The sequence below is a fragment of the Lactobacillus sp. WILCCON 0149 genome (genome assembly GCF_057197965.1).
Window position 1 is genome coordinate 550,488 of sequence record NZ_JBUBHO010000001.1, and the last position, 22,498, is coordinate 572,985.

20 protein-coding genes, 7 tRNA genes, 3 rRNA genes and 1 riboswitch are annotated in these 22,498 nt (G+C 51.4%); of the genes, 25 read left to right on the forward strand and 5 right to left on the reverse strand.

Annotated features, from left to right (window positions below; genetic code table 11):
- Nucleotides 1–49: 49 nt before the first annotated feature.
- From ACYVUV_RS02690 to trxA, 5 genes are all read left to right on the forward strand, one after another.
- Entirely contained in the window at nt 50–307 is a 258-nt protein-coding gene (locus ACYVUV_RS02690; protein WP_002876574.1) for an IreB family regulatory phosphoprotein, read from the forward strand.
- A complete protein-coding gene (gene ruvX, locus ACYVUV_RS02695) occupies nt 307–735 on the forward strand; it encodes a Holliday junction resolvase RuvX (RefSeq protein WP_439775406.1) in 429 nt (142 codons plus the stop codon). Before ACYVUV_RS02690 ends, ruvX begins: the two co-directional genes overlap by 1 nt.
- 2 nt (nt 736–737) lie before the next feature.
- On the forward strand, nt 738–1,061 hold the full coding sequence (locus ACYVUV_RS02700) for a DUF1292 domain-containing protein (RefSeq protein ID WP_002876576.1): 324 nt from the start codon (nt 738–740) through the stop codon (nt 1,059–1,061).
- Between the two features lie 67 nt (nt 1,062–1,128).
- Nucleotides 1,129–3,489 carry an endonuclease MutS2 gene (locus ACYVUV_RS02705; RefSeq protein WP_439775434.1) on the forward strand — a complete coding sequence of 787 codons (2,361 nt, stop codon included), beginning with the start codon at nt 1,129–1,131 and terminating at the stop codon, nt 3,487–3,489.
- A gap of 92 nt (nt 3,490–3,581) precedes the next feature.
- Nucleotides 3,582–3,893, forward strand: a complete 312-nt coding sequence (gene trxA, locus ACYVUV_RS02710) for a thioredoxin (RefSeq protein ID WP_439775405.1) — start codon at nt 3,582–3,584, stop codon at nt 3,891–3,893.
- A 92-nt stretch (nt 3,894–3,985) separates the two neighbouring features.
- Here the strand turns inward: trxA and ACYVUV_RS02715 are convergent, their stop codons facing one another.
- Entirely contained in the window at nt 3,986–4,381 is a 396-nt protein-coding gene (locus ACYVUV_RS02715; protein WP_439775404.1) for a YslB family protein, read from the reverse strand.
- Between the two features lie 238 nt (nt 4,382–4,619).
- Between ACYVUV_RS02715 and ACYVUV_RS02720 the strand changes: the two genes are divergently transcribed.
- Nucleotides 4,620–5,240, forward strand: a complete 621-nt coding sequence (locus ACYVUV_RS02720) for an XTP/dITP diphosphatase (protein WP_439775093.1) — start codon at nt 4,620–4,622, stop codon at nt 5,238–5,240.
- A gap of 42 nt (nt 5,241–5,282) precedes the next feature.
- Here ACYVUV_RS02720 and ACYVUV_RS02725 read toward each other — a convergent pair whose 3' ends face one another.
- The gene (locus tag ACYVUV_RS02725; RefSeq protein WP_439775092.1) at nt 5,283–6,134 is read right to left on the reverse strand and encodes a mechanosensitive ion channel family protein; all 852 of its coding nucleotides are present in this window, start codon (nt 6,132–6,134) and stop codon (nt 5,283–5,285) included.
- 129 nt (nt 6,135–6,263) lie between these two features.
- On the opposite strand from ACYVUV_RS02725, the gene ACYVUV_RS02730 reads away from it, so the two are divergent.
- Together ACYVUV_RS02730 and ACYVUV_RS02735 are read left to right on the forward strand one after the other, a co-directional pair.
- Nucleotides 6,264–6,689 carry a DUF948 domain-containing protein gene (locus ACYVUV_RS02730; RefSeq protein ID WP_439775091.1) on the forward strand — a complete coding sequence of 142 codons (426 nt, stop codon included), beginning with the start codon at nt 6,264–6,266 and terminating at the stop codon, nt 6,687–6,689.
- A gap of 16 nt (nt 6,690–6,705) precedes the next feature.
- On the forward strand, nt 6,706–7,092 hold the full coding sequence (locus ACYVUV_RS02735) for a DUF1269 domain-containing family protein (protein ID WP_439775090.1): 387 nt from the start codon (nt 6,706–6,708) through the stop codon (nt 7,090–7,092).
- Between the two features lie 61 nt (nt 7,093–7,153).
- Here ACYVUV_RS02735 and pepQ read toward each other — a convergent pair whose 3' ends face one another.
- Nucleotides 7,154–8,260, reverse strand: coding sequence for a Xaa-Pro dipeptidase (pepQ, locus tag ACYVUV_RS02740; protein ID WP_439775089.1), 1,107 nt, complete (start codon nt 8,258–8,260; stop codon nt 7,154–7,156).
- Between the two features lie 152 nt (nt 8,261–8,412).
- On the opposite strand from pepQ, the gene ACYVUV_RS02745 reads away from it, so the two are divergent.
- The 6 genes from ACYVUV_RS02745 to ACYVUV_RS02770 all read left to right on the forward strand — a co-directional run bounded on the left by ACYVUV_RS02745 (nt 8,413) and on the right by ACYVUV_RS02770 (nt 13,199).
- A complete protein-coding gene (locus ACYVUV_RS02745; protein WP_439775088.1) occupies nt 8,413–9,414 on the forward strand; it encodes a substrate-binding domain-containing protein in 1,002 nt (333 codons plus the stop codon).
- A gap of 104 nt (nt 9,415–9,518) precedes the next feature.
- A complete protein-coding gene (locus ACYVUV_RS02750) occupies nt 9,519–9,851 on the forward strand; it encodes a hypothetical protein (protein ID WP_439775087.1) in 333 nt (110 codons plus the stop codon).
- A 10-nt stretch (nt 9,852–9,861) separates the two neighbouring features.
- Nucleotides 9,862–11,274 (forward strand): bifunctional metallophosphatase/5'-nucleotidase, encoded by a 1,413-nt coding sequence (locus ACYVUV_RS02755; protein WP_439775086.1) that lies wholly within the window; start codon nt 9,862–9,864, stop codon nt 11,272–11,274.
- Complete coding sequence (locus tag ACYVUV_RS02760) at nt 11,240–11,830, forward strand: YutD family protein (RefSeq protein ID WP_439775085.1); 591 nt, start codon at nt 11,240–11,242, stop codon at nt 11,828–11,830. The genes ACYVUV_RS02755 and ACYVUV_RS02760 overlap by 35 nt, the downstream gene beginning before the upstream one ends.
- A complete protein-coding gene (locus tag ACYVUV_RS02765; RefSeq protein WP_439775084.1) occupies nt 11,827–12,597 on the forward strand; it encodes a TIGR01457 family HAD-type hydrolase in 771 nt (256 codons plus the stop codon). Before ACYVUV_RS02760 ends, ACYVUV_RS02765 begins: the two co-directional genes overlap by 4 nt.
- On the forward strand, nt 12,594–13,199 hold the full coding sequence (locus tag ACYVUV_RS02770; RefSeq protein WP_439775083.1) for a TIGR01906 family membrane protein: 606 nt from the start codon (nt 12,594–12,596) through the stop codon (nt 13,197–13,199). Before ACYVUV_RS02765 ends, ACYVUV_RS02770 begins: the two co-directional genes overlap by 4 nt.
- 71 nt (nt 13,200–13,270) lie before the next feature.
- Here ACYVUV_RS02770 and ACYVUV_RS02775 read toward each other — a convergent pair whose 3' ends face one another.
- Together ACYVUV_RS02775 and ACYVUV_RS02780 are read right to left on the reverse strand one after the other, a co-directional pair.
- Complete coding sequence (locus ACYVUV_RS02775; RefSeq protein WP_439775082.1) at nt 13,271–13,930, reverse strand: VTT domain-containing protein; 660 nt, start codon at nt 13,928–13,930, stop codon at nt 13,271–13,273.
- 48 nt (nt 13,931–13,978) lie between these two features.
- Nucleotides 13,979–14,905 carry an NAD(P)/FAD-dependent oxidoreductase gene (locus tag ACYVUV_RS02780; RefSeq protein ID WP_439775081.1) on the reverse strand — a complete coding sequence of 309 codons (927 nt, stop codon included), beginning with the start codon at nt 14,903–14,905 and terminating at the stop codon, nt 13,979–13,981.
- 546 nt (nt 14,906–15,451) lie between these two features.
- Between ACYVUV_RS02780 and ACYVUV_RS02785 the strand changes: the two genes are divergently transcribed.
- From ACYVUV_RS02785 to metK, 11 genes are all read left to right on the forward strand, one after another.
- Nucleotides 15,452–17,014: ribosomal RNA gene (locus tag ACYVUV_RS02785) — 16S ribosomal RNA — on the forward strand.
- A gap of 113 nt (nt 17,015–17,127) precedes the next feature.
- Nucleotides 17,128–17,201, forward strand: a tRNA-Ile gene (locus ACYVUV_RS02790).
- A 68-nt stretch (nt 17,202–17,269) separates the two neighbouring features.
- Nucleotides 17,270–17,342: transfer RNA gene (locus ACYVUV_RS02795), tRNA-Ala, on the forward strand.
- 127 nt (nt 17,343–17,469) lie between these two features.
- Nucleotides 17,470–20,376: ribosomal RNA gene (locus ACYVUV_RS02800) — 23S ribosomal RNA — on the forward strand.
- A gap of 70 nt (nt 20,377–20,446) precedes the next feature.
- Nucleotides 20,447–20,563, forward strand: a 5S ribosomal RNA gene (rrf, locus tag ACYVUV_RS02805).
- The 16S, 23S and 5S rRNA genes sit together here with 7 tRNA genes alongside, the layout of an rRNA operon.
- A 7-nt stretch (nt 20,564–20,570) precedes the next feature.
- Nucleotides 20,571–20,643, forward strand: a tRNA-Asn gene (locus tag ACYVUV_RS02810).
- Between the two features lie 8 nt (nt 20,644–20,651).
- Nucleotides 20,652–20,742 (forward strand) — tRNA-Ser (locus ACYVUV_RS02815).
- Between the two features lie 6 nt (nt 20,743–20,748).
- Nucleotides 20,749–20,822, forward strand: a tRNA-Met gene (locus tag ACYVUV_RS02820).
- 135 nt (nt 20,823–20,957) lie between these two features.
- Nucleotides 20,958–21,029 (forward strand) — tRNA-Glu (locus ACYVUV_RS02825).
- A 3-nt stretch (nt 21,030–21,032) separates the two neighbouring features.
- Nucleotides 21,033–21,105: transfer RNA gene (locus ACYVUV_RS02830), tRNA-Val, on the forward strand.
- Between the two features lie 64 nt (nt 21,106–21,169).
- Nucleotides 21,170–21,257: riboswitch (SMK box riboswitch) on the forward strand.
- Complete coding sequence (gene metK / locus ACYVUV_RS02835; protein WP_484498968.1) at nt 21,255–22,451, forward strand: methionine adenosyltransferase; 1,197 nt, start codon at nt 21,255–21,257, stop codon at nt 22,449–22,451. (Overlaps the previous riboswitch by 3 nt.)
- Nucleotides 22,452–22,498 lie beyond the last annotated feature (47 nt).

The window sequence follows — 22,498 nt, forward strand, 5'->3', positions numbered from 1 at the left end:
GAGTTAAGGAAAATTTTTAAGTAGAATAGACAAAAGAGGGGGAATAACAATGAGTTCGCTTGATAAGACGATGCACTTTGATTTTAACCAGAATAAGGGAAAGAACATCCGCGACACTCTGGAAGACGTATACAAGGCCCTGGAAGAAAAGGGCTACAGCCCGATCAACCAAATCGTGGGTTACCTGCTTTCAGGCGACCCAGCGTACATCCCACGCCACAACGACGCCCGGAACTTGATCTTGAAGCACGAACGCGATGAAATCATCGAAGAACTGGTCAAGAGCTACCTGGGCAAGGACAAGTAATGCGCCTGCTGGGTTTGGACGTCGGCTCCAAGACCATCGGGGTGGCCGTCAGCGACCCTTTGGGCATCACCGCCCAGGCAGTGATGACGATTCCGATTGATGAAGACCGGCACAATTTCGGCATGCGGTCCTTAAAGAAGCTGGTCCGTGAGTATGACGCGGACGGCTTCGTCCTGGGCCTGCCCAAGAACATGGATGGAACGGCCGGCCGGTCGGTCAGCCGGAGCAAGGCCATGGGCGAGCGCCTGGAGCAGAAGTTCGGCTTGCCAGTCTACTATGACGATGAACGCTTGACGACCGTGGCCTCGGAGAGGATTTTGGTTGAAGAGGCGGGAATGCATGATCGCCGGCAGCGCAAGGAGGTCGTTGACCAAATGGCAGCTGTGTTGATTTTGCAGAACTATTTGGATTTACAGCGAAAGGAATAACTATGGCTTTTGAAGTTAGCGCCGAAGATCAAGACAGACAACTGACCTTGATCGATGAAGACGGCAACGAAGAATTATTTGAAGTATTGTTTACTTTCCATTCTGACGACAATGACAAGTCCTACATCCTGCTTTACCCGGCAGCTGTAGAAGATGACGACGAAATTGAAGTCCAGGCTTTCAGCTACGATGCCGACGAAGACGGCGACGTAACCAGCAGCGACCTGCACGAAATCACCTCTGACGCTGAATGGGACATGGTTCAAGGGGTGCTCAACACCTTCCTTGAAGATGACCGTTTGAGCGGCGACGATTCTGCAGAATAAGAAAGAAGCGGGTGCTTAGCCCGCTTTTTTTGTTAGGAAAAAATTTTTAGACAAAATTACTGAGATGATGAATCACAAAATTTTAGACATACTGGAATACCAGGAAATTACCAGCCGCCTGGCCGACCAGGCGATAACGGCCCCGGCTAAAAGCAAGGCCTTAAAGCTTCAGCCGGCCAGCGACCGGGAGACGGTCAGCCGGGCCTTAAGCGAAACCAAGGCCTTGGTTGATTTGGACCGGATCAAGGGCCAGCTGCCCTTGACCGACTTTCAAGATGTTGAGCCAAGCCTCAAGCGTTTAAAGGTCAAGGCCGACTTGAACGCCCTGGAATTAGGCAATATCCTGCTGATTTTCACCCTGGCCCAGGAAAGCAGCCGCTTTGTAGAAGACGCGGAAGAAAACGAAACTTTGGATTTGGCGGCAATTGATGCCTTGCTGGAGGGGCTGGAACTGCCGGATGACCTTTACCGGCGCCTGCGCACTTCTTTGACTTATGACGGGGAAGTCCTGGATACCGCTTCAGCTGACCTGGCCCGTCTGCGCCACGGCCGCTTGGCAACCGAAGCGGAAATCAAGGAAAAGATGACCGCCTACACAAAGGGCAAGAACGGCCAGTACCTGTCAGAACAGATCGTGACTATCCGGGATGACCGTTATGTCATTCCGGTTAAGCAGGAATACCGTAACAAGTTTGGCGGGGTGGTCCATGACCAAAGTGCCTCCGGCCAGACCTTGTTTGTCGAACCGGCCGCCATCCTGCCCTTGAACAACCGCCTGCAGAACCTGCTGGCTGAAGAGCGGCAGGAAGTTCGCCGGATTCTCCACGAATTATCTTTGGACGCCAGAGAAGAGATGGAGGCCATCAAGCGGGTGGCCGCGGCTTTAAGCGAATTGGACTTCCTCCAGGCCAAGGCAAAATTAGCCAAGCAAATGCGGGCCAGCCAGCCGCTTTTATCTGCTGACCAGTCCTTTAAGCTCCTGGGGGCGCGTCACCCCTTAATCGATCCAGACAAGGTTGTGGCCAACGATATCGCTTTGGGCCAGGACTTTGACACGATCTTGATCACCGGGCCCAACACGGGTGGTAAGACGATCACTTTGAAGACGGCAGGGCTGCTGCAGCTGATGGCTCAATCCGGCCTCTTTATTCCGGCTAATGAAGGTTCCAGCGTGGCCGTTTTTGACCAGATCTTTGCCGACATCGGGGACGAACAGTCAATCGAGCAGTCGCTGAGTACTTTTTCATCCCATATCAACGACATCGTGGCGATCATGAAGCGGGTCAGTGACCAAAGCCTGGTCTTGATCGACGAAATCGGGGCCGGGACCGATCCAGAAGAAGGGGCCAGCCTGGCAATCTCGATTTTGGACTTCTTCAGAAAGAAGGGGGCCAAGATCATCGTCACGACCCACTACCCGGAACTCAAGCTCTATGGCTACAACAGAGAGCGGACGACCAACGCCTCCATGGAATTTGACATCAAGACCCTGTCGCCAACCTACCGCCTGCAGATGGGGATCCCGGGCCACAGTAACGCCTTTGCCATTGCCCGCCGTTTGGGCATGCGGGAAGACGTGGTAGTTGGGGCTGAGAAGCTGATGAGCAGCGATGATTCTGACATCAACCACATGATCGACGAATTAAACAAGCAGACTAAACTGGCTACGGAAAACAAGCAGAAGCTGCAGGCCAGCCTGGACCGGGCCAAGCAGCTGGAAAAGAAGCTGCAGGATGCCTTGGACATCTACAACCAGCGGGTCCAAAAGCAGCTGGACTTTGCCCAGGACCGGGCCAACGAAATTGTGGCCAAGAAGCGCAAGAAGGCCGACAAGATTATTGCCGAGCTGGAAGAAGCCCGCAAGGAAGGGATGCAGGTCAAGACCAACCAGCTGATGGACGCCAAGGGCGAATTCAACCAGCTGGCCAAGCAGGAGGCCAACTTGGCCAAGAACAAGGTCTTGCAAAAGGAAAAGAAGCGCCACCATGTCCAGGTGGGTGACAAGGTCAAGGTTCTGTCTTACGGGCAGACCGGGACGGTCACCAAGAAGCTGGGCGAGCATGACTATGAGGTTTCCCTGGGCCGGATCAAGCTCAAGGTGACCGACAGAGACATCGACAAGCTGGCCGCCGGACAGAAGCAGCAGGCCCAAAGACGGGCTACTTCCGCCTCCCGGTCCAGCCGGGCCCACAGCTCACTGGATTTACGCGGGCAGCGCTATGAGGAAGCCATGGTTAATTTGGACCGGTACTTTGACACCATTCTTTTGTCCGGTCTTAGCACCGTCACCATCATCCACGGGATTGGGACCGGGGCTATCCGGCAGGGAGTCCAGCAGTACCTCAAGCGCAACAAGCACGTGAAGGCCTACAGCTACGCGCCAGCCAATGAAGGCGGGACTGGGGCCACGATCGTGACCTTAAAGTAGGCAAGTTACTTGCAAAAAGTAAGTAGATCTAGTAAACTTAAAACATCAAGTAGAAAATAATGTTTTTAAGATTAATGATTTGAGGTATTTACATGGTAGATGCAATTACTGACGCAACTTTTGAAGAAGAAACCAAGGATGGCGTAGCTCTGGTTGACTTTTGGGCAACTTGGTGCGGCCCTTGCCGGATGCAGTCACCAGTCATCGAAGCTTTGGCTGAAGAAAGACAAGACGTTCACTTCACCAAGATGGACGTAGACGACAACCCGGAAACGGCCAAGAACTTTGGCATCATGGCCATCCCAACCCTCTTGATCAAGAAGAACGGGCAAGTAGTTGACCGTTTGACTGGCTACACTCCAAAGGAAAAGCTGAACGAAATTCTTGACCAGTACGCTGACTAAGAAATAAAAAATCGAATAGAAACAAAAATACCAGAGCCGTTGGCTCTGGTATTTTTTATATATTCTTTTATCTAGCCCAATCTTCTGGCTTGCTAGAAGAAAGCAGTGATCTGGACGGTCTGCTTCTTGTCGTCAACGCTGATTTCAGCTTCAGCTGACCGGCCCCGGTTTTGTTCAACCGCTTCGGCGATCATCCCGCTCTCCAGGGAGAATTCCCGGCTGCCGGCAGCCAGGCGGTCGCTGATTGGCTGCCCGCTCAAGGAGAAGATGACTGAGGAGCGGCGCTCCTTGACGATGGTCAAATCGCCAAATTCAGCCATCTTGAAGAATTCGCTTAAGTCTTCAAATTCACTGAGGGCATATTTGCGGGTGATCCGCTTGCCGGCCCAGTAAAGAATCGCCGGCGTGTCCCCGCCTAAAATCGTTGGCAACAAGAAGTCGCGGTATAGTTGATTGACAAAGTATACGTGTTCGTTGTGTTCTGACATAATCCTCATCCTTATTCGCTGTTTTCATTCTACCCTAAATATTACAGGATGGTGAAATTTTTTAACAAGTTTTAGAAAAAGGCTAGGAAATCGCCGGAAAATAGAAAAAAGTTCTCCAGGACTGAAAAAGCGGTGAAAATAGCAGAAATTACTCTCTTTGTAAGTTCGAAAAGGCTTGAATAAGTGGTAAAATTTCAGTAGAGAGATTTTTTATTTTTTGAAATGATAGGAGCACTATATGACTCAAGTACTATTGTTTGCTACAGATAATCAAAACAAGGTTAAGGAATTGCAGGAAGCTTTCAAGAAGGCTGGTCTGGACATCGAGCTTAAGTCAAATGCAGATTTGGACAACCCGCCATACGTCAACGAAAAGGGCACGACTTTTGAAGCCAACGCTAAGCTGAAGGCCCACGCTTTGGCAGACTTCAGCAAGCTGCCAACTTTGGCTGACGATTCAGGCTTGCGGGTTAAGAAACTGAATGGCGCTCCTGGCGTTCACTCAGCCCGCTACGGCGGTGAAGCCCACAACGATGCTAGAAACAACGGCAAGCTTTTGGCAGCCTTGGGCGGGGTTCCGCAAGACCAGCGTCAAGCCAAGTTTGTCACTACCCTGGTCTTGACCATGCCAGGCCACGAAGACAAGGACCTGGTTGTAACTGGCACCTGCGAAGGTGAAGTGCTGGCAATTCCTCGCGGCAAGGATGGCTTCGGCTACGACCCGCTCTTCTACGTACCAAGCAAGGGCAAGACTTTCGCTGAAATGACCACTGAAGAAAAGAACGAAGTTTCCCACCGGGGCAAGGCAGTCAAGGCTTTGATCGAAGAACTGCCAGCCTGGTTCGCTCAATTCAACTAAGATCAAATAAAAAATGCTGGGCCGCGGCTCAGCATTTTTAGATCAAGCTTTTTTACTATTGTTGATGATGACTGGTTCCTGGCCAAATTTGATCTGGTTGACCCGTAAGTACTGCAGGTAGGTCTGCCAGTAGGCCTGACGGATTTTGCCTTCAAAGCCCGGCTTGACCTGGAAGTGGACCCGGTAGGTGATGGTCTGCCCCTGCTGGCTGACAACCCCAATTTGGGTTGGCCCGCTGACCAGCTTGTCGTGCCAGTCAAGCAGCTTTTCATCAGCTTGGTCCAGCAGGCTGGCCAGCAGCTTGAGGTCGGTGTCCGCATCCAGGTTCATGTCCAGGTTAAGGCCAATCCCGCCGTGAGTCAGGTTTCTGACGATGGAAATCTGCCGGTTGGGGATGAAGATCAAGGTACCATCGGTGGTGACGATCTGAGTGGTTCTGAGGCCCAGCTGGGTCACGGTCCCGGTTTCAGTGCCGATTTCGACATTGTCGCCGACGTCATACTGGCCTTCACTTAAGATAAAGAAGCCGTTGACCAGGTCACTCATGAAGCCCTGGGCGCCAAGGCCGATGGCCAAGGAGAAGATCCCGGCACTGGCAATCAAGGTGCCGACGGGGATGCCCAGGATGGTCAAGATGGAGTAGACATAGAAAAAGACCATGGTGTAGCGGAAGAGGCTGTTCACCAGGGCTGAGATGGTCTGGGACCTCTTTGACAGGACCAGCTTGTCGTTGTGCTTGTCCAGGTAGCGCTTGATGATTTTGCGGCCAAAATGGCTGACCAGGTAGAAGACCAGGGTGGAAATCAGCAGCTTCCAGAGGATGGTCACGCCGCTGGTAAAAAGCTTGTCGACGTCGATGGAGATGCCGGCAATTTTGAAATCAAGATTTTTCATTGAAAAAATGCTCCTTTCAGCTATGCTTAAAGGATAACAGAAAAGCGGGCAAAAACTTCGGAAAATCTTTCGATTGTGTCTAAATCGTTTTCATGCTAGACTTTTTTTAGAAAGGAAAGGAAGCAAGCTATGACAATTTCATTTGGCGCTTTAGCCGGTTTGATCGCGGCCATTGCCTTTTTGGTACTGGTCCTGTTCACGATTCCCATGTTGCTTAATGTTTCTAAGACTTTGAAAGAGGCTGAGAAGACAGTCCAATTGACCAATGATTCTTTGGCCAAATTGACTAACGACATGGATGACTTGATGAAGCAGACCGGCGGACTCTTGGAAAAGACCGACGCGCTTTTGCAAGACGTCAATGGCAAGATGGAAACTTTGCAGCCGGTCGTGCAGGCCGCAGCTGACCTGGGCCAAAGCGTCTCAGACATCAACGAATCATCCAAGAAGATGATCAACAAGGTTTCCAATGCCCACTTTACCCGGACGGGAATGATCACTTCCGTAATTACGTCGGCTTTTGCCAGACATTTCCGGCGGAAGGGTCAGGATTAAGAAAAGGAGAACAACCATGAGCAAATTTGGTAGCTTTTTATTAGGGGCCGTCTTTGGGGCTGCTGCTGGGGTTGCAGCTGCCAGCCTGATCTCAGACGACAAGATTGAAGAAGTCAAGGACAAGCTTAAGAGCAATCCAAACGTTGAAGACTTGAAGGAAAAGTACGACAACGGGACGGAAATCTTGAAGAATCAACTGGCTTCTTTCCCAAAGAACATTGAAGATGATTCTGAACTGAAGGACTTCGACGACATCGTAATCGATGATTCAGCTAACCAGCCTGGCGAACAAGACGCCAGCGACCTGGACAATGCTGAAAAGAGCGAAGAAGGGGAAGAGAAGCCGGAAGAACCAAGTGCACCGGCTGAACCAACCACGCCGACTAGTCCAGATCAAGAATAGTAAACGCGAATATAAAAAATGACGAGCCGCAAGACTCGTCATTTTTGTTTGTTTTTCATTCTTATTCCTTAACCGGCAGAACCTTCAATTCCTTGCTGGTGTGGGTGAATGGCTTGAAGCCTTCCTTGGTGAGGACCCCGCAGTCTTCGATCCGGACGCCGGCAAAGCCTGGGATGTAGATCCCTGGTTCAATGGAGAAGCACATGCCTTCTTCCAAAACGACGTCGTTGCCGTTAGCGATGGATGGGAATTCATGAACTTCCATCCCGATCCCGTGGCCCAAGCGGTGGATGAAGTATTCACCATAGCCAGCGTCAGTGATGATCTTGCGGGCTACCCCGTCAAGTTCGCTGGCCGTCATGCCTGGCTTAGCCGCGTCGATGGCTGCTTGCTGGGCAGTCCGGTTGACTTCGTAGATTTCCCGCATCTTGTCAGTCGGTTCCCCGTAAGCAACCGTCCGGCTGGAGTCAGAAGCGTAGCCTTCGTGCATGGTCCCTAAGTCAAAAAGCACCAGTTCGTTTGGCTTAACTTGGTTCATGCTTGGCCCTTGGTGGGGGTTAGCCGCGTTCTCGCCGGCTTGAACGATGGTGTCAAAGCTGGTCTGCATCACGCCCTTTTGCAGCTTCAATTGGTATTCAATCTGGCTGACTACTGCCCGTTCGGTAACCCCGTTTCTGAGGGCTTCAAAACCGATCTGGAAGGCAAAGTCGGCTTCTTCCCCGGCCTTGCGCATCTTAACCAGTTCGCTTTCTGTCTTAAAGAGGCGGATGTGGGCAATAAAGTCAGACAAGTCCTTGGAGAAGTCAGCGTCCGGGAATTGAGCGTGCAGGGCCTGGTAGTGGGCAACCGTCAAGCCGTTCTTTTCGACAGCCCAGTTTTGATAGTCCTTGGTCCGCTTCTTGATTTCGTCAGCGATCTTGCTCCATGGGTCTTCGCTGTCCAGGTAGCCGACCACGTCCCCGTCCCAAGCAGATGCCTTGGCTTCTTCATAGTTCAAAGCCGGGCAGAAGAGGAAGGGTTCAGCGTCCTTGAAGGCGAAAAGCTTGAAGATTCTTTCTTCAGGATCAGTAATGAAACCCGTGAAATAGTTGATGGTAGTCGGGCTGGAAACGTAGGCCACGTCCATCCCGTTTTCCTGCAGCCAGTTTTGTAATTTGTCTAAATTCATGGCAAAATTCTCCTTACTAATGAAATTAACCTCAGTATAGCACTAAAAAAACTGAAAAAATCTGAAAAAGTAGCTGTAAGCGATTGCACCAAAAGCGTTCTCATGGTATCATTAAATCAGTAATTAGTATTTAGATAGGTGGGGCTGTTATTATGCATAAGCAAGATGTAACCATTTACGATGTTGCTCGGGAAGCCAAGGTCTCAATGGCCACGGTTTCCCGGGTAGTCAACGGCAACAACAATGTCCGTAAGGAAACCCGTGACCGGGTCATGGAAGTTATCAAGCGTCTGCACTACCAACCAAACGCGGTAGCGCAGGGTCTGGCTTCAAAGCGGACCACAACGGTCGGCTTGATCGTGCCGGACTTGACCAACTTGTACTTCGCTGAATTGTCAAAGGGGATCGACGACATTGCCGTTTTGTACAAGTACAATATCATCATCTCCAGCGTGGAAAACCGCTTGATGAAGGAAGACGCCGTCATTCAAGGCTTGCTCAACAAGCAGGTTGACGGGGTCATTTACATGTCCAACAAGCTGTCTGAAGAAGCAGCTGAAGCCTTCAAGCGGACCGACACGCCAGTAGTTTTGGCCGGAACTGTTTCCGACAACCTGGAATTTCCGTCAGTCAACATCGACTACAAGAAGGCCGACACGGAAGCTTTGAACCTGCTCTTAAACGACGGCAAGAAGAAGCTGGCCTTGGTTGTAGGCGACAAGGAAGCGCCAATCAACCGGGACCACCGGATTCCGGCCTTTGAGAAGTTCGTGGCTGACAATGAACTGGAAGGCTGCGAGATTTTTGACAGCATCAAGGACTACTCCGACGGCTACAACCTTTACCCGGAACTGGCCAAGAAGGGGATCAACGGGGCCATCGTCACCAAGGACGTTTCCTCAGTTGGCCTGCTCAACTCAGCTTTGGACCGCGGGGCTAAGGTGCCGGAAGACTTTGAAATCGTTACGGCCAGCGCGACCCAAATCGCTTCAGTTGTCCGGCCAGCCTTGACCACGATCAAGCAGCCGCTCTACGACTTGGGTGCCGTGGCCATGAGAATGCTGACCAAGCTGATGAACGATGAAGGCCTGGAAGACAAGCACATCGTTTTGCCATACGAACTGATCAAGAAGCAAAGTACCTTGAACAAGTAAGATTTTTCTAAAGAGCCTGCCAAACGGCGGGCTCTTTTAGTTTCGTCCGGGCAAAGGCAACTGAACTTTGTGTTACAATCTTTTTATAAGAATGGGGGACACAAATGGATCACTTATACGAGCAATTTGACTTGATCGAAGAGATTACCAGAAATGACGGCAGCCAGTACTATGAAATTTCCAACATCGACCAAAATGGCTTCGCGGAACTGGCCGTCAACAATGGCTTAATCAAGAATGTGCGGATTCTGGTTATCAACATCCCGCGTACCAAGGCGCTGGAAACCTACGAGCAGTACATTAACAAGGCCTACCAGCTGCATACTTTGATGAATGAAGAAGACTGGGAGAACCCGCAATGGGTGGAATGGGACAAGCCCAAAGGTCCAGTTAGGGATGCTTATGAAATGGTTTTGAAAGCCAACAAGATCGGCTAGGAGGAAGATAATGGAAACTTTGCGGATTTTGCATACCAACGACCTGCACTCGCACTTTGAGCATTTTCCAAAAATCAGGCGTTATTTGCACCAGGTGCAAATAACGGCGACGGCCGACCAGGTATTGACCTTTGACGCCGGCGACTTTATGGACCGGTCCCATCCCTTGTCTGATGCTACAGAAGGCCAGGCCAACATCCGCTTGATGAACGACTTTCATTATGATGCCATTACGATCGGCAACAATGAGGGGATTTCCAACCCCCATGCCGTTTTGGAGCGGCTTTTTGACCACGCCAACTTCCCGGTCCTCTTGTCTAACCTCAGAGAAGAAGACGGCAGCTGGCCGGCCTGGGCCAATGACTACAAGATCATCAAGACCAAGAAGGGGACCCGCCTGGCACTAGTGGGCTTAACCGCCGCTTATCCGCTGACTTACGGGCCTAATCATTGGCAGATCAAGATGCTGGGCGAGACCATGGACCGGGTTTTGCCGGAAATTGCCGGCAAGTACGACTGCTTGATTCTGATCACCCACGTGGGCCTCAGAATGGACCAGTGGCTGGCCAAGCACTACCCGGAAATTGACCTGATCGTGGGCGGGCACAGCCACACCCTTTTGGAAAAAGGGGTCAAGGAAGGCCACACTTGGATCACCCAGACGGGCAAGTGGGGCAATTATGTGGGCGACATCAGCTTGGAAATCGGCGATGACCACAAGATCCTTTCGATTAAACCAACTACTGTGCCAGTGGCGGATTTGCCAAGTGAGGAAGGCGATGAAGCAGAAATTGCTGCCTTATATGATGAAGGGCAAAAGATGCTGCAGAGCCGGCAGGTGGCAGACTTGCCAGAGAAGTTCAAGGATGACAAAATGGCGGCTATTGACGTTTCCCTTGAAGCGATCGCTGACTTTGCCGGAACCGACCTGGCCATGCTCAGTACAGGCCTCTTTTTGACTCCGTTCAAGAGCGGCCTCATCAACCAGTTTGACCTCCAGCATGCCTTGCCGCACCCGATGCATGTCGTCCGGACCACCCTTTTAGGCCGGGACTTGTGGCGGCTGGTCATGGAAGTGGAAAAAAACCGGCATTTTTTGGAACATTACCCATTGATTGGGATGAGCTTCAGAGGAAAGATTTTTGGCGAGGTCTACTACAAGGGGATCAAGTATGACCGGATGACCAGGAACGTTTTCGTCAACGGGCAATTGCTGGATCCGGCAGAAGAGTACAAGATTGCCGTCTTGGACCACTATGTCTTGATTCCGTTTTTCCCGACTTTGGCCATCGTCGGTGAAAATGAATTCCTCTTCCCGCAGTTCTTAAGGGAAGTCGTAGGTGACTACTTAGGCCGCAAATATCCTGTAAAAAAAGAAGGTGAACTTATTGAGGAAAGAGCAGAAAGAAGCGAAAAAAGATAAAGAGAAGGAGAAAAAGCTGAAAGAAGCTAGGGGCAGGAAAGAGCAAAAAGAAGAAACAGCTGAAGCCAAGCCCCTCCACCCTTTGGCAGAAGTCGTGGTTGCCGGCGAAAAGGTCGTGATCAACCAGCGCGAATACCGCCTTTTGGTCAACCAGCGGGATGCCTTGGACCGGGAAGTCTTGAAGCAAAAGTACGATCCATACCTGGACCAATACGATTACCTGGTCGGGGATGTTTCCAGCGAGCACCTGCGCCTTAGGGGCTTTTACAATGACTATGTCAAGACCTCCATTGACCGGAAAAAGTCGACTATCGTTGACTACTTGACTGAATACTGCAACCCGGGCGCTCCTTACTTCATCTTGGAGTCCCTCCAGCCAAGCCGCAAGCCCCGGCCGACCCAGCGCCGGCGGCCAGCCAAAAAGCGGCCGAAGAACAAGGCGGCTTTTACCGAGAGAAAGGTCAAGGACGGCCGGCCCAAGAAGGGCAGCTATGCCGAAGGCCGCAAGAAGAACCGCCGGCACAAGGCATTTGTGATTAGAAAGAAGAAGCCGTGAAAGATTACCGCTTATTTTTGATTGATTTGGACGGGACGATTTACCGGGGCAAGGAGACTATTGAATCCGGCGTCCGCTTTGTCAAGCGCCTGGATGAGGCGGGCCTTGACTACTTATTTTTGACCAACAACACGACCAGGACGCCCCAGATGGTGGCTGACAAATTGGCCGGGCATGGGGTCAAGACGGATGTTTCCAAGATCTACACGCCCAGCATGGCCACGGCCAGCTATATTTTGGAAAAAGAGGCGAAAAGGCCGATCGGTGTCTATATCATTGGACAAATTGGCCTGTGGAAGGAAATCCTGGACCGGCCGGAATTCTTCTATGACGAGGAAAATCCTGACTACGTGATCGTGGGGATGGACACGGATTTGACTTACCACAAGCTCATGGTGGCCACCCGCTGCATTCACCGGGGGGCGGTCTTTATTGGCACCAATTCCGACCAGAACCTGCCGGTGGGCAAGGAACTGCGGCCAGGCAACGGCTCAATTTGCGCGGCTTTGGAAGTCGCCTCTGGGCAAAAGCCGCTTTTTATCGGCAAGCCGGAAGCCATCATCGTTAACCGCGCCTTGGACTTAGCCGGCGTAAAGGCGGAAGAAGCCTTGATCGTTGGGGACAACTATCCAACCGACATCATGGCCGGAATCAACAGCGGAGTCGACACCCTTTTGACCTTGACCGGGGTGACCCAAAAGGCGGACCTGGCCGGCCTCACGCCGCCGACTTATTTAGTGAATAATTTGGACGAATTTAGCCTATGAAAAATTTTTTGAGCAAACTGGGCCAGCCCCTTTTTCATTTTCTATTCGCGGTCTCCAGTGCCGTCGTCGGCGCGATCGTGGTCAGCTGGCCCCTGCTTTTGCTTTTTACCTTGCTGGAGAAGACTCACCAAACGGTCAACCTGACCGTGGGCCAGGTCATGAGCAATTACAACCAGCTCCTGCTTTACCTGGTCTGGCCCGGTCAGACCAAGCTCAAGATGAGCAACTTGCCAACTTCGGCTTCAGCGGCTTCCCACTTTGCCGATGTCAAGAATCTCTTTATTCTGGCCGAGCTGGTTTTCCTCTTATGTTTGGCCCTTAGCAGCTATTTTCGCAATTACAAGAAGCCAATTAAATTGACCCAGACCCAAGCTCTGCTCTTGATGCTGCTGCCGGTCGTGGTCATGCCTTTTGCCTTGACCGACTTTGACAGTTTCTTCCGGGTCTTCCATACTTTCTTTTTCCGCAATGACAACTGGCTTTTTGACCCGGCGACTGATCCAATCATCAACGTCTTGACGGAAGGTTTCTTTGCCTCCTGCTTTGCCGTTGGCGGAGCGATTTATGAGCTCTACCTGGCCCGGTATTTGCTGAAAAAGTAAGCTGGAAAGTATTTAAACAGAATATAGACCGAAAAAAATAAGGACCGTCAGGTCCTTATTTTTTGTCTGCTTTAATTGTCGAACTTTTGCTCGCGCCGCATGGTCATTCTCTTCTTCAAGGCCACAACCATGATTGGCACGACCGAAACCAGGATGATGCCGATCACGATCAAGGAGAAGTGGTCCTTGACGACTGGGAAGTTGCCGAAGAAGTAGCCGATGCTGGTAAAGAGGGCCGTCCAGAGCAGGCCGCCCAGGATGTTGTAAATGACGAAGGTCCGGTAGTGCATCTTGCTGCCCCCGGAAATGAAAGGCACGAAGGTCCGGATGAAGGGGATGAAACGGCCGATCACGATGGTGATGGAGCCATGTCGTTCAAAGAATTTCTCCGCAGCCAGCCGGTTGTTTTCGTTGATCAGCTTGTTGAACCAGCTGTGCTTGGCCCCGGAAGTGACTGACCACTTGCCAATTTCGTAGTTGATGCTGTCACCGATAATGGCGGCAGCCGCGGCAGTAACGTAGAGCAGCCAGACATTTAAGCCGTATTTTGGATTGGCGGCCATGGCGGCAGCCGCGAAGATCAAGGAGTCACCTGGCAGGAAGGGGAAGATGACCAGACCAGTTTCGATAAAGATGATGGCAAAAATGATCCAGTAGGTTCCCGCCCCAAATTGGTTGACAATGGTGACCAAGTGGTCATCGATGTGCAGGATAAAATCGATCAATGGCATGTATTAACCTCAGTTCTTATTTCTTAACTTTTCTTTTTACTTTTTCAGCTAAATACTAGTTGAGTGGATAGTCAGGCTCTTTTCCGGGAAGAGGTCTTGCATGATCGCGTTGACTGCAATCTGGGCTTCCCCAAAACCGATCCCGATAACTGGCACCCGGCCCGGGTAGCCGCAGGCATCGCCAATGGCATAGATGCCAGGCACGCTGGTTTGCATGGACCGGTCAACAGAAATGAGTCCTTGATCCAGGTCAACTCCCCACTTGCTGACGAAGCGGTTGTCGGCCCGGAAGCCGTAGGCGACCAGGATTTGATCAAAAGTTTCCTGAGCGACTTCATCTCCGCCGACCTTTTTCAAGGAAATTTGCAGCTGATCATTTTTAACCTGCATGCTCTTTGGCAGGTAAGGGGTCTTTAAGGTCACCTTTTGGTCAGCCTTCAAGTTTTCCACGCTGCTTTCCATGCCCCGGAACTGGTCGCGCCGGTGGACGAGGGTGACGTCAGCAATCTGGGAAAGCTCCTGGGCCCAGTCAAGGGCCGTGTCCCCGCCGCCGAAGATGCCGATCTTCTGGCCGGCAAACTGGTCAGGCTTTTTGAAAAAGTAATGGATGTGGTCTTCAGCCTCCGGGGTTGCCTTGAGTGGGAACTTTTTAGCCTTGAAGGCCCCGTTGCCAGTTGCCACGATAATGCTGCGGACCTGGTATTCGCTATCGATCACGAAGTCGTCAGTTTTCTCCAGCTGGCTGACCTTGTGGCCGGTGACCAGGTCCTGGTCGGTCAAGTTGCCTAAAAGGCGCTTGGTCAAGTCAGCGGCGGTGATTTCATCGAAGACAGGGATGTCCAGGATCTTCTTGAAGGGGTAGAGCATTTCCGGCTGGCCGCCCGGTTCGTTCAAGGATTCAAGGATAACCGTCTTTAAGCCATGCAGGCGGGCGAAGTAGGCCGCGAAGAGGCCGACTGGTCCAGCACCAATCACGGCAAGATCATATTGTTTGATAAGCGAGATCTCCTTTCGAAAATATACTAAAACAACTTTACCATAGAACGCCGGCAAAATTAATTAAGAAGCGAAACGAAAAAAGTAAAAAACTTGTTACAGAATTTTAAAGCTGAAAACGGCAAAAATCGAACTATTATTTCCTGAAAAAGCGAATTTTTCAGCTAAAGGCAGAAAAGAGAAATATAAGCAGAAAATTATCTGTCACAACACCGCCGGGTGCACCAATCATAAAACGAATGAAAAAGCAAATTTGACGAATCAAAAAAAGCTAGTATACTAATATTTGTTGCCGCGTGAGACAAGCAAGTCTCGCGGAGGCAAAAAGAAAATATCAAAAAACTTGTTGACAAGAATCAAACAAGCGAGTAAGATATAAAACGTTGCGTCACTTGACGCAAGTTGGTACTTTGAAAACTGAACAAAGTTTCGCAGTGTGCGGGTCAAACGTTGTTTGATCCAAACAAATAAGCGAAGTCAATTCGCAAGCAAATAATCTGGAGCAGATTAAAAAGGCTCAATTTTCAAATTGAGAGTTTGATCCTGGCTCAGGACGAACGCTGGCGGCGTGCCTAATACATGCAAGTCGAGCGAGCTGAATTCAAAGATTCCTTCGGGATGATTTGTTGGACGCTAGCGGCGGATGGGTGAGTAACACGTGGGCAATCTGCCCTAAAGACTGGGATACCACTTGGAAACAGGTGCTAATACCGGATAACAACATGAATCGCATGATTCAAGTTTGAAAGGCGGCGCAAGCTGTCACTTTAGGATGAGCCCGCGGCGCATTAGCTAGTTGGTGGGGTAAAGGCCTACCAAGGCAATGATGCGTAGCCGAGTTGAGAGACTGATCGGCCACATTGGGACTGAGACACGGCCCAAACTCCTACGGGAGGCAGCAGTAGGGAATCTTCCACAATGGACGCAAGTCTGATGGAGCAACGCCGCGTGAGTGAAGAAGGTTTTCGGATCGTAAAGCTCTGTTGTTGGTGAAGAAGGATAGAGGCAGTAACTGGTCTTTATTTGACGGTAATCAACCAGAAAGTCACGGCTAACTACGTGCCAGCAGCCGCGGTAATACGTAGGTGGCAAGCGTTGTCCGGATTTATTGGGCGTAAAGCGAGCGCAGGCGGAATGATAAGTCTGATGTGAAAGCCCACGGCTCAACCGTGGAACTGCATCGGAAACTGTCATTCTTGAGTGCAGAAGAGGAGAGTGGAACTCCATGTGTAGCGGTGGAATGCGTAGATATATGGAAGAACACCAGTGGCGAAGGCGGCTCTCTGGTCTGCAACTGACGCTGAGGCTCGAAAGCATGGGTAGCGAACAGGATTAGATACCCTGGTAGTCCATGCCGTAAACGATGAGCGCTAGGTGTTGGGGACTTTCCGGTTCTCAGTGCCGCAGCAAACGCATTAAGCGCTCCGCCTGGGGAGTACGACCGCAAGGTTGAAACTCAAAGGAATTGACGGGGGCCCGCACAAGCGGTGGAGCATGTGGTTTAATTCGAAGCAACGCGAAGAACCTTACCAGGTCTTGACATCCTGCGCAAAACTTAGAGATAAGTCTTTCCCTTCGGGGACACAGAGACAGGTGGTGCATGGCTGTCGTCAGCTCGTGTCGTGAGATGTTGGGTTAAGTCCCGCAACGAGCGCAACCCTTGTCTTTAGTTGCCATCATTAAGTTGGGCACTCTAAAGAGACTGCCGGTGACAAACCGGAGGAAGGTGGGGATGACGTCAAGTCATCATGCCCCTTATGACCTGGGCTACACACGTGCTACAATGGGCAGTACAACGAGAAGCGAACCCGCGAGGGCAAGCGGATCTCTTAAAGCTGTTCTCAGTTCGGACTGCAGGCTGCAACTCGCCTGCACGAAGCTGGAATCGCTAGTAATCGCGGATCAGCACGCCGCGGTGAATACGTTCCCGGGCCTTGTACACACCGCCCGTCACACCATGGAAGTCTGCAATGCCCAAAGTCGGTGGGATAACCTTTACGGAGTCAGCCGCCTAAGGCAGGGCAGATGACTGGGGTGAAGTCGTAACAAGGTAGCCGTAGGAGAACCTGCGGCTGGATCACCTCCTTTCTAAGGAAAGACACACAATCAGAGAGTGGGAACACTAATAGACGATTGTGAGTTACGGAAGCACACTGCAAAGAAACTTTGTTCAGTTTTGAGAGTACCAACAATAAGAACTTGGGCCTGTAGCTCAGCTGGTTAGAGCGCACGCTTGATAAGCGTGAGGTCGATGGTTCAAGTCCATCCAGGCCCATTGAAATGGAAAGAAAAGTCTTTACATTTCGGCCAAGATGGAGTAACATCTTAAAAGTTGATATTTACGGGGGCATAGCTCAGCTGGGAGAGCACCTGCTTTGCAAGCAGGAGGTCATCGGTTCGATCCCGTTTGCCTCCATTGGCCGCAAGGCCAAGTTTGTACGTTGAAAACTGAATATCTTAATTCCAAGAAAAAACCGAGAATCATTGAGATCAATGAAAACATTGCAAAGCGACCGAGAGAGTTCGAAAGAACAAACTTGCAAGGTCAAGTGAAGAAGGGCGCACGGTGAATGCCTTGGCACTGGAAGCCGATGAAGGACGCGACTAACCGCGAAAGTCTTCGGGGAGCCGTAAGTAGGCTTTGATCCGGAGGTCTCCGAATGGGGGAACCCAGCATGTGCAGACATGCTATTCTTGTGTGAATACATAGCACAAGAAAGGAACACGCAGTGAACTGAAACATCTAAGTAGCTGCAGGAAGAGAAAGAAATATCGATTTCCCAAGTAGCGGCGAGCGAACAGGAAAGAGCCCAAACCGGCAGATTTATCTGCCGGGGTTGTAGGACTGAGACATGGCACTTCAGAGGATAGCAGAAGCGTTTGGGAAGACGCGCCAGAGAGGGTGAGAGCCCCGTAAGCGAAATCCAAAGAAGGCCTATCAGTATCCTGAGTAGGGCGGGACACGTGAAATCCCGTTTGAATCCGCGAGGACCATCTCGCAAGGCTAAATACTAACCAGTGACCGATAGTGAACCAGTACCGTGAGGGAAAGGTGAAAAGAACCCCGGGAGGGGAGTGAAAGAGAACCTGAAACCGTGTGCCTACAAGTAGTCAAAGCCCGTTAACGGGTAATGGCGTGCCTTTTGTAGAATGAACCGGCGAGTTGCGTTAGTCAGCAAGGTTAAGTCAGAAAAGACGGAGCCGCAGCGAAAGCGAGTCTGAAGAGGGCGAGCAGTTGGCTGACGCAGACCCGAAACCAAGTGACCTACCCATGACCAGGTTGAAGGCGCGGTAAAACGCGCTGGAGGACCGAACCCACGTAAGTTGAAAATTGCGGGGATGAGTTGTGGGTAGCGGTGAAATTCCAAACGAACTTGGAGATAGCTGGTTCTCTCCGAAATAGCTTTAGGGCTAGCCTCGCAAAGAGGATGCTGGAGGTAGAGCTCTGTTTGGACTAGGGGCCCGTCAAGGGTTACTGAATTCAGATAAACTGCGAATTCCAGACATTTATGTGCGGGAGTCAGACTGCGAGTGATAAGATCCGTAGTCGAAAGGGAAACAGCCCAGATCACCAGTTAAGGTCCCAAAATTCATGCTAAGTGGAAAAGGATGTGGAGTTGCGCAGACAACTAGGACGTTGGCTCAGAAGCAGCCATCATTCAAAGAGTGCGTAATAGCTCACTAGTCGAGTGACGCCGCGCCGAAAATTTACCGGGGCTAAGCATGATACCGAAACTGTGGATGTGCATTATGCACGTGGTAGGAGAGCGTTCTAGCGGCGGTGAAGCATGACCGAGAGGACATGTGGAGCTTCTAGAAGTGAGAATGCCGGTATGAGTAACGAAAGACAGGTGAGAATCCTGTCCGCCGCAAGACTAAGGTTTCCTGGGGCAGGCTCGTCCGCCCAGGGTAAGTCGGGACCTAAGGCGAGGCCGAGAGGCGTAGTCGATGGACAACAGGTTGAGATTCCTGTACTGCACCGAATCGTTATGAGCGATGGAGGGACGCAGGAGGCTAGCAGCGCGTGGTGCTGGATACCACGTTCAAGCGTCAAGTCTGAGAGCGAGTCAAATGCTTGCTTTCATAAGGACAAGGCGTGATGAGGAGCGAAATTAAAGTAGCGAAGGCTGCGACGTCACACTGCCGAGAAAAGCTTCTAGCCAGAGACGGTGCACCCGTACCGCAAACCGACACAGGTAGTCGAGGAGAGTATCCTCAGGTGAGCGAGAGAACTCTCGTTAAGGAACTCGGCAAAATGGCCCCGTAACTTCGGGAGAAGGGGCGCTGGTCGCAAGATCAGCCGCAGTGAAAAGGCCCAAGCAACTGTTTATCAAAAACACAGGCATCTGCAAAATCGTAAGATGAAGTATAGGTGCTGACACCTGCCCGGTGCTGGAAGGTTAAGAGGAGAGCTTAGCGCAAGCGAAGGTTTGAATTGAAGCCCCAGTAAACGGCGGCCGTAACTATAACGGTCCTAAGGTAGCGAAATTCCTTGTCGGGTAAGTTCCGACCTGCACGAAAGGTGTAATGATTTGGGCACTGTCTCAACGAGAGACTCGGTGAAATTATAATACCCGTGAAGATGCGGGTTACCCGCGACAGGACGGAAAGACCCCATGGAGCTTTACTGCAGTTTAATATTGGGTATCTGTCAAGCATGTACAGGATAGGTAGGAGCCGGAGAAGATAGGACGCCAGTCTTATCTGAGGCGCTGTTGGGATACTACCCTTGCTTGACGGATGCTCTAACTCAGGCCTGTAATCCAGACCGAGGACAGTGTTTGACGGGCAGTTTGACTGGGGCGGTCGCCTCCTAAAGTGTAACGGAGGCGCCCAAAGGTTCCCTCAGAATGGTTGGAAATCATTCGCAGAGTGTAAAGGTAAAAGGGAGCTTGACTGCGAGAGATACAGCTCGAGCAGGTACGAAAGTAGGGCTTAGTGATCTGGTGGTACCGCATGGAAGGGCCATCACTCAACGGATAAAAGCTACCCTGGGGATAACAGGCTTATCTCCCCCAAGAGTTCACATCGACGGGGAGGTTTGGCACCTCGATGTCGGCTCGTCGCATCCTGGGGCTGAAGTCGGTCCCAAGGGTTGGGCTGTTCGCCCATTAAAGCGGCACGCGAGCTGGGTTCAGAACGTCGTGAGACAGTTCGGTCCCTATCCGTCGTGGGCGCAGGAAATTTGAGAGGAGCTGTCCTTAGTACGAGAGGACCGGGATGGACGCACCGCTGGTGTACCAGTTGTCTTGCCAAAGGCATCGCTGGGTAGCTATGTGCGGACGGGATAAGCGCTGAAAGCATCTAAGTGCGAAGCCCCCCTCAAGATGAGATTTCCCATTTCTTCAAGAAAGTAAGACACCTCAGAGACGATGAGGTAGATAGGCCGGGAGTGGAAGAAGCGTGAGCTTTGGAGCGGACCGGTACTAATCAGTCGAGGACTTGACCAAAAGAGCGAAGCAATGAAGGTTTTGACTTGGAAGAGATATTCAGTTTTGAGCGTGCAAGCTCAAGCAAGAGTGCGGTGGCAATGGCAAGAAGGATACACCTGTTCCCATGCCGAACACAGCAGTTAAGCTTCTTAACGCCGAAAGTAGTTGGTGGGAAACTGCCTGCGAGGATAGGAAGCTGCCGCGCTCAATATTCCGCCTTAGCTCAGTTGGTAGAGCGCTTGACTGTTAATCAGGATGTCGTCAGTTCGAGTCTGACAGGCGGAGTTTAATATGGAGTGTTGTCCGAGCGGCTGAAGGAGCATGATTGGAAATCATGTATACGGGTAAATACCTGTATCGAGGGTTCAAATCCCTCACACTCCGTTTTATGGCGGTGTAGCTCAGCTGGCTAGAGCGTCCGGTTCATACCCGGGAGGTCGAGGGTTCGATCCCCCCCGCCGCTATAAGCAATCCACGACTTGGTCGTGGATTTTTTGTTTTTATTTTTATCTGTCTTGCTATTTTTCTGAAAATTTTTTCGTAAAAAAGACTTGCATTGGCCGGGAATTGCTGTATACTAGTAAACGTGCTTACGAAACGGCCCGTTGGTCAAGTGGTTAAGACACCGCCCTTTCACGGCGGTAACATGAGTTCAAATCTCGTACGGGTCATATGGAGGATTAGCTCAGCTGGGAGAGCATCTGCCTTACAAGCAGAGGGTCACAGGTTCGAGCCCTGTATCCTCCATTGTTCAGAAGGTTACCGGACGGTAATCTTTTTTTTTACAAAAAACTGAACAAGTTAAAATATTATTTGTTACAAGTCCTGATAGGATTCACCAAATTGGTGAAGATGCCTTGTAACCGTGTAGCTAGTCTATAGGGGGACACACATAGATGGAAAAGCACTTATTTACGTCAGAATCAGTTTCAGAAGGACACCCGGACAAGGTCGCTGACCAGATCTCCGATGCCATCCTGGACGCGGTACTCGCGCAGGACCCGCAAGCCCACGTGGCCTGTGAGACTTCTGTAACTACCGGTTTGGTCTTGCTCTTCGGGGAAATCTCGACCACGGCTAATGTTGACTACCAGCAGGTCGCGCGAAAGACGATCCGTGAGATCGGCTATAATGACCCGGACCTGGGCTTTGACGCCGACAACTGCGCTGTATTGGTAGCACTGGACAAGCAGTCGCCTGACATCGCCGGCGGGGTTGATGAAGCCCTGGAAGTCCGGGGAGAAGACAATAGCGATGAACTCGACCAGATCGGGGCCGGTGACCAGGGGCTCATGTTTGGTTTCGCCATCAACGAAACGCCGGAACTGATGCCTTTGCCGATTTCCCTGGCCCACCGCTTGATGCGCAAGCTGGCTCAGCTGAGAAAGGACGGGACTTTCCCTTGGCTGCGGCCAGATGCCAAGGCCCAGGTCACGGTGGAATACGATGATGCCGGCAAGCCTAAGCGGGTGGACACGGTAGTTATTTCTACCCAGACCAGTCCTGACGTGACTAACGAAGAGATCCGGGTGGCCATGGTCCACGACGTGATCAAGGAAGTCATCCCTGACAAGTTCCTGGATGACAAGACCAAGTACCTGATCAACCCATCTGGTCGCTTTGTTATCGGGGGGCCAAAGGGCGACGCCGGTTTGACTGGCCGCAAGATCATCGTCGACACTTACGGCGGCTATGCCCGCCACGGCGGCGGTGCCTTCAGCGGCAAGGACGCCACCAAGGTCGACAGAAGCGCCTCATACGCTGCCCGCTATGTGGCCAAGAACATTGTAGCTGCTGGCCTGGCTGACCGCTGTGAAGTGCAATTGGCCTACGCCATTGGGGTAGCCCACCCGGTTTCCATCATGATTGATACTGCCGGGACCGGCAAGGTGAGCGACCAGCTTTTGACCGAAGCTGTCCGGGCCAACTTTGACCTGCGGCCAGCCGGGATCATCAAGATGCTGGACTTGCGCCGGCCAATCTACAAGCAGACGGCTGCTTACGGCCACTTTGGCCGCACTGACATCGACCTGCCTTGGGAAAAGACCGACAAGGCTGAAGCTCTCCGAGCTTTCGTCAACGGCCGCAAGTAATATTTTTACGACAACTGAATACACGTAAGACATAACGTAACATAAAT

Coding starts and splice junctions, on each gene's coding strand:
- pepQ (WP_439775089.1), bottom strand. CDS start 8,260: ATGAATTTAGACAAATTACAAAACTGGCTGCAGGAAAACGGGATGGAC.
- ACYVUV_RS02775 (WP_439775082.1), bottom strand. CDS start 13,930: ATGCCATTGATCGATTTTATCCTGCACATCGATGACCACTTGGTCACC.
- ACYVUV_RS02715 (WP_439775404.1), bottom strand. CDS start 4,381: ATGTCAGAACACAACGAACACGTATACTTTGTCAATCAACTATACCGC.
- metK (WP_484498968.1), top strand. CDS start 21,255: ATGGAAAAGCACTTATTTACGTCAGAATCAGTTTCAGAAGGACACCCG.
- ACYVUV_RS02725 (WP_439775092.1), bottom strand. CDS start 6,134: ATGAAAAATCTTGATTTCAAAATTGCCGGCATCTCCATCGACGTCGAC.
- ruvX (WP_439775406.1), top strand. CDS start 307: ATGCGCCTGCTGGGTTTGGACGTCGGCTCCAAGACCATCGGGGTGGCC.
- ACYVUV_RS02735 (WP_439775090.1), top strand. CDS start 6,706: ATGAGCAAATTTGGTAGCTTTTTATTAGGGGCCGTCTTTGGGGCTGCT.
- trxA (WP_439775405.1), top strand. CDS start 3,582: ATGGTAGATGCAATTACTGACGCAACTTTTGAAGAAGAAACCAAGGAT.
- ACYVUV_RS02750 (WP_439775087.1), top strand. CDS start 9,519: ATGGATCACTTATACGAGCAATTTGACTTGATCGAAGAGATTACCAGA.
- ACYVUV_RS02720 (WP_439775093.1), top strand. CDS start 4,620: ATGACTCAAGTACTATTGTTTGCTACAGATAATCAAAACAAGGTTAAG.
- ACYVUV_RS02755 (WP_439775086.1), top strand. CDS start 9,862: ATGGAAACTTTGCGGATTTTGCATACCAACGACCTGCACTCGCACTTT.
- ACYVUV_RS02700 (WP_002876576.1), top strand. CDS start 738: ATGGCTTTTGAAGTTAGCGCCGAAGATCAAGACAGACAACTGACCTTG.
- ACYVUV_RS02770 (WP_439775083.1), top strand. CDS start 12,594: ATGAAAAATTTTTTGAGCAAACTGGGCCAGCCCCTTTTTCATTTTCTA.
- ACYVUV_RS02690 (WP_002876574.1), top strand. CDS start 50: ATGAGTTCGCTTGATAAGACGATGCACTTTGATTTTAACCAGAATAAG.
- ACYVUV_RS02730 (WP_439775091.1), top strand. CDS start 6,264: ATGACAATTTCATTTGGCGCTTTAGCCGGTTTGATCGCGGCCATTGCC.
- ACYVUV_RS02745 (WP_439775088.1), top strand. CDS start 8,413: ATGCATAAGCAAGATGTAACCATTTACGATGTTGCTCGGGAAGCCAAG.
- ACYVUV_RS02705 (WP_439775434.1), top strand. CDS start 1,129: ATGAATCACAAAATTTTAGACATACTGGAATACCAGGAAATTACCAGC.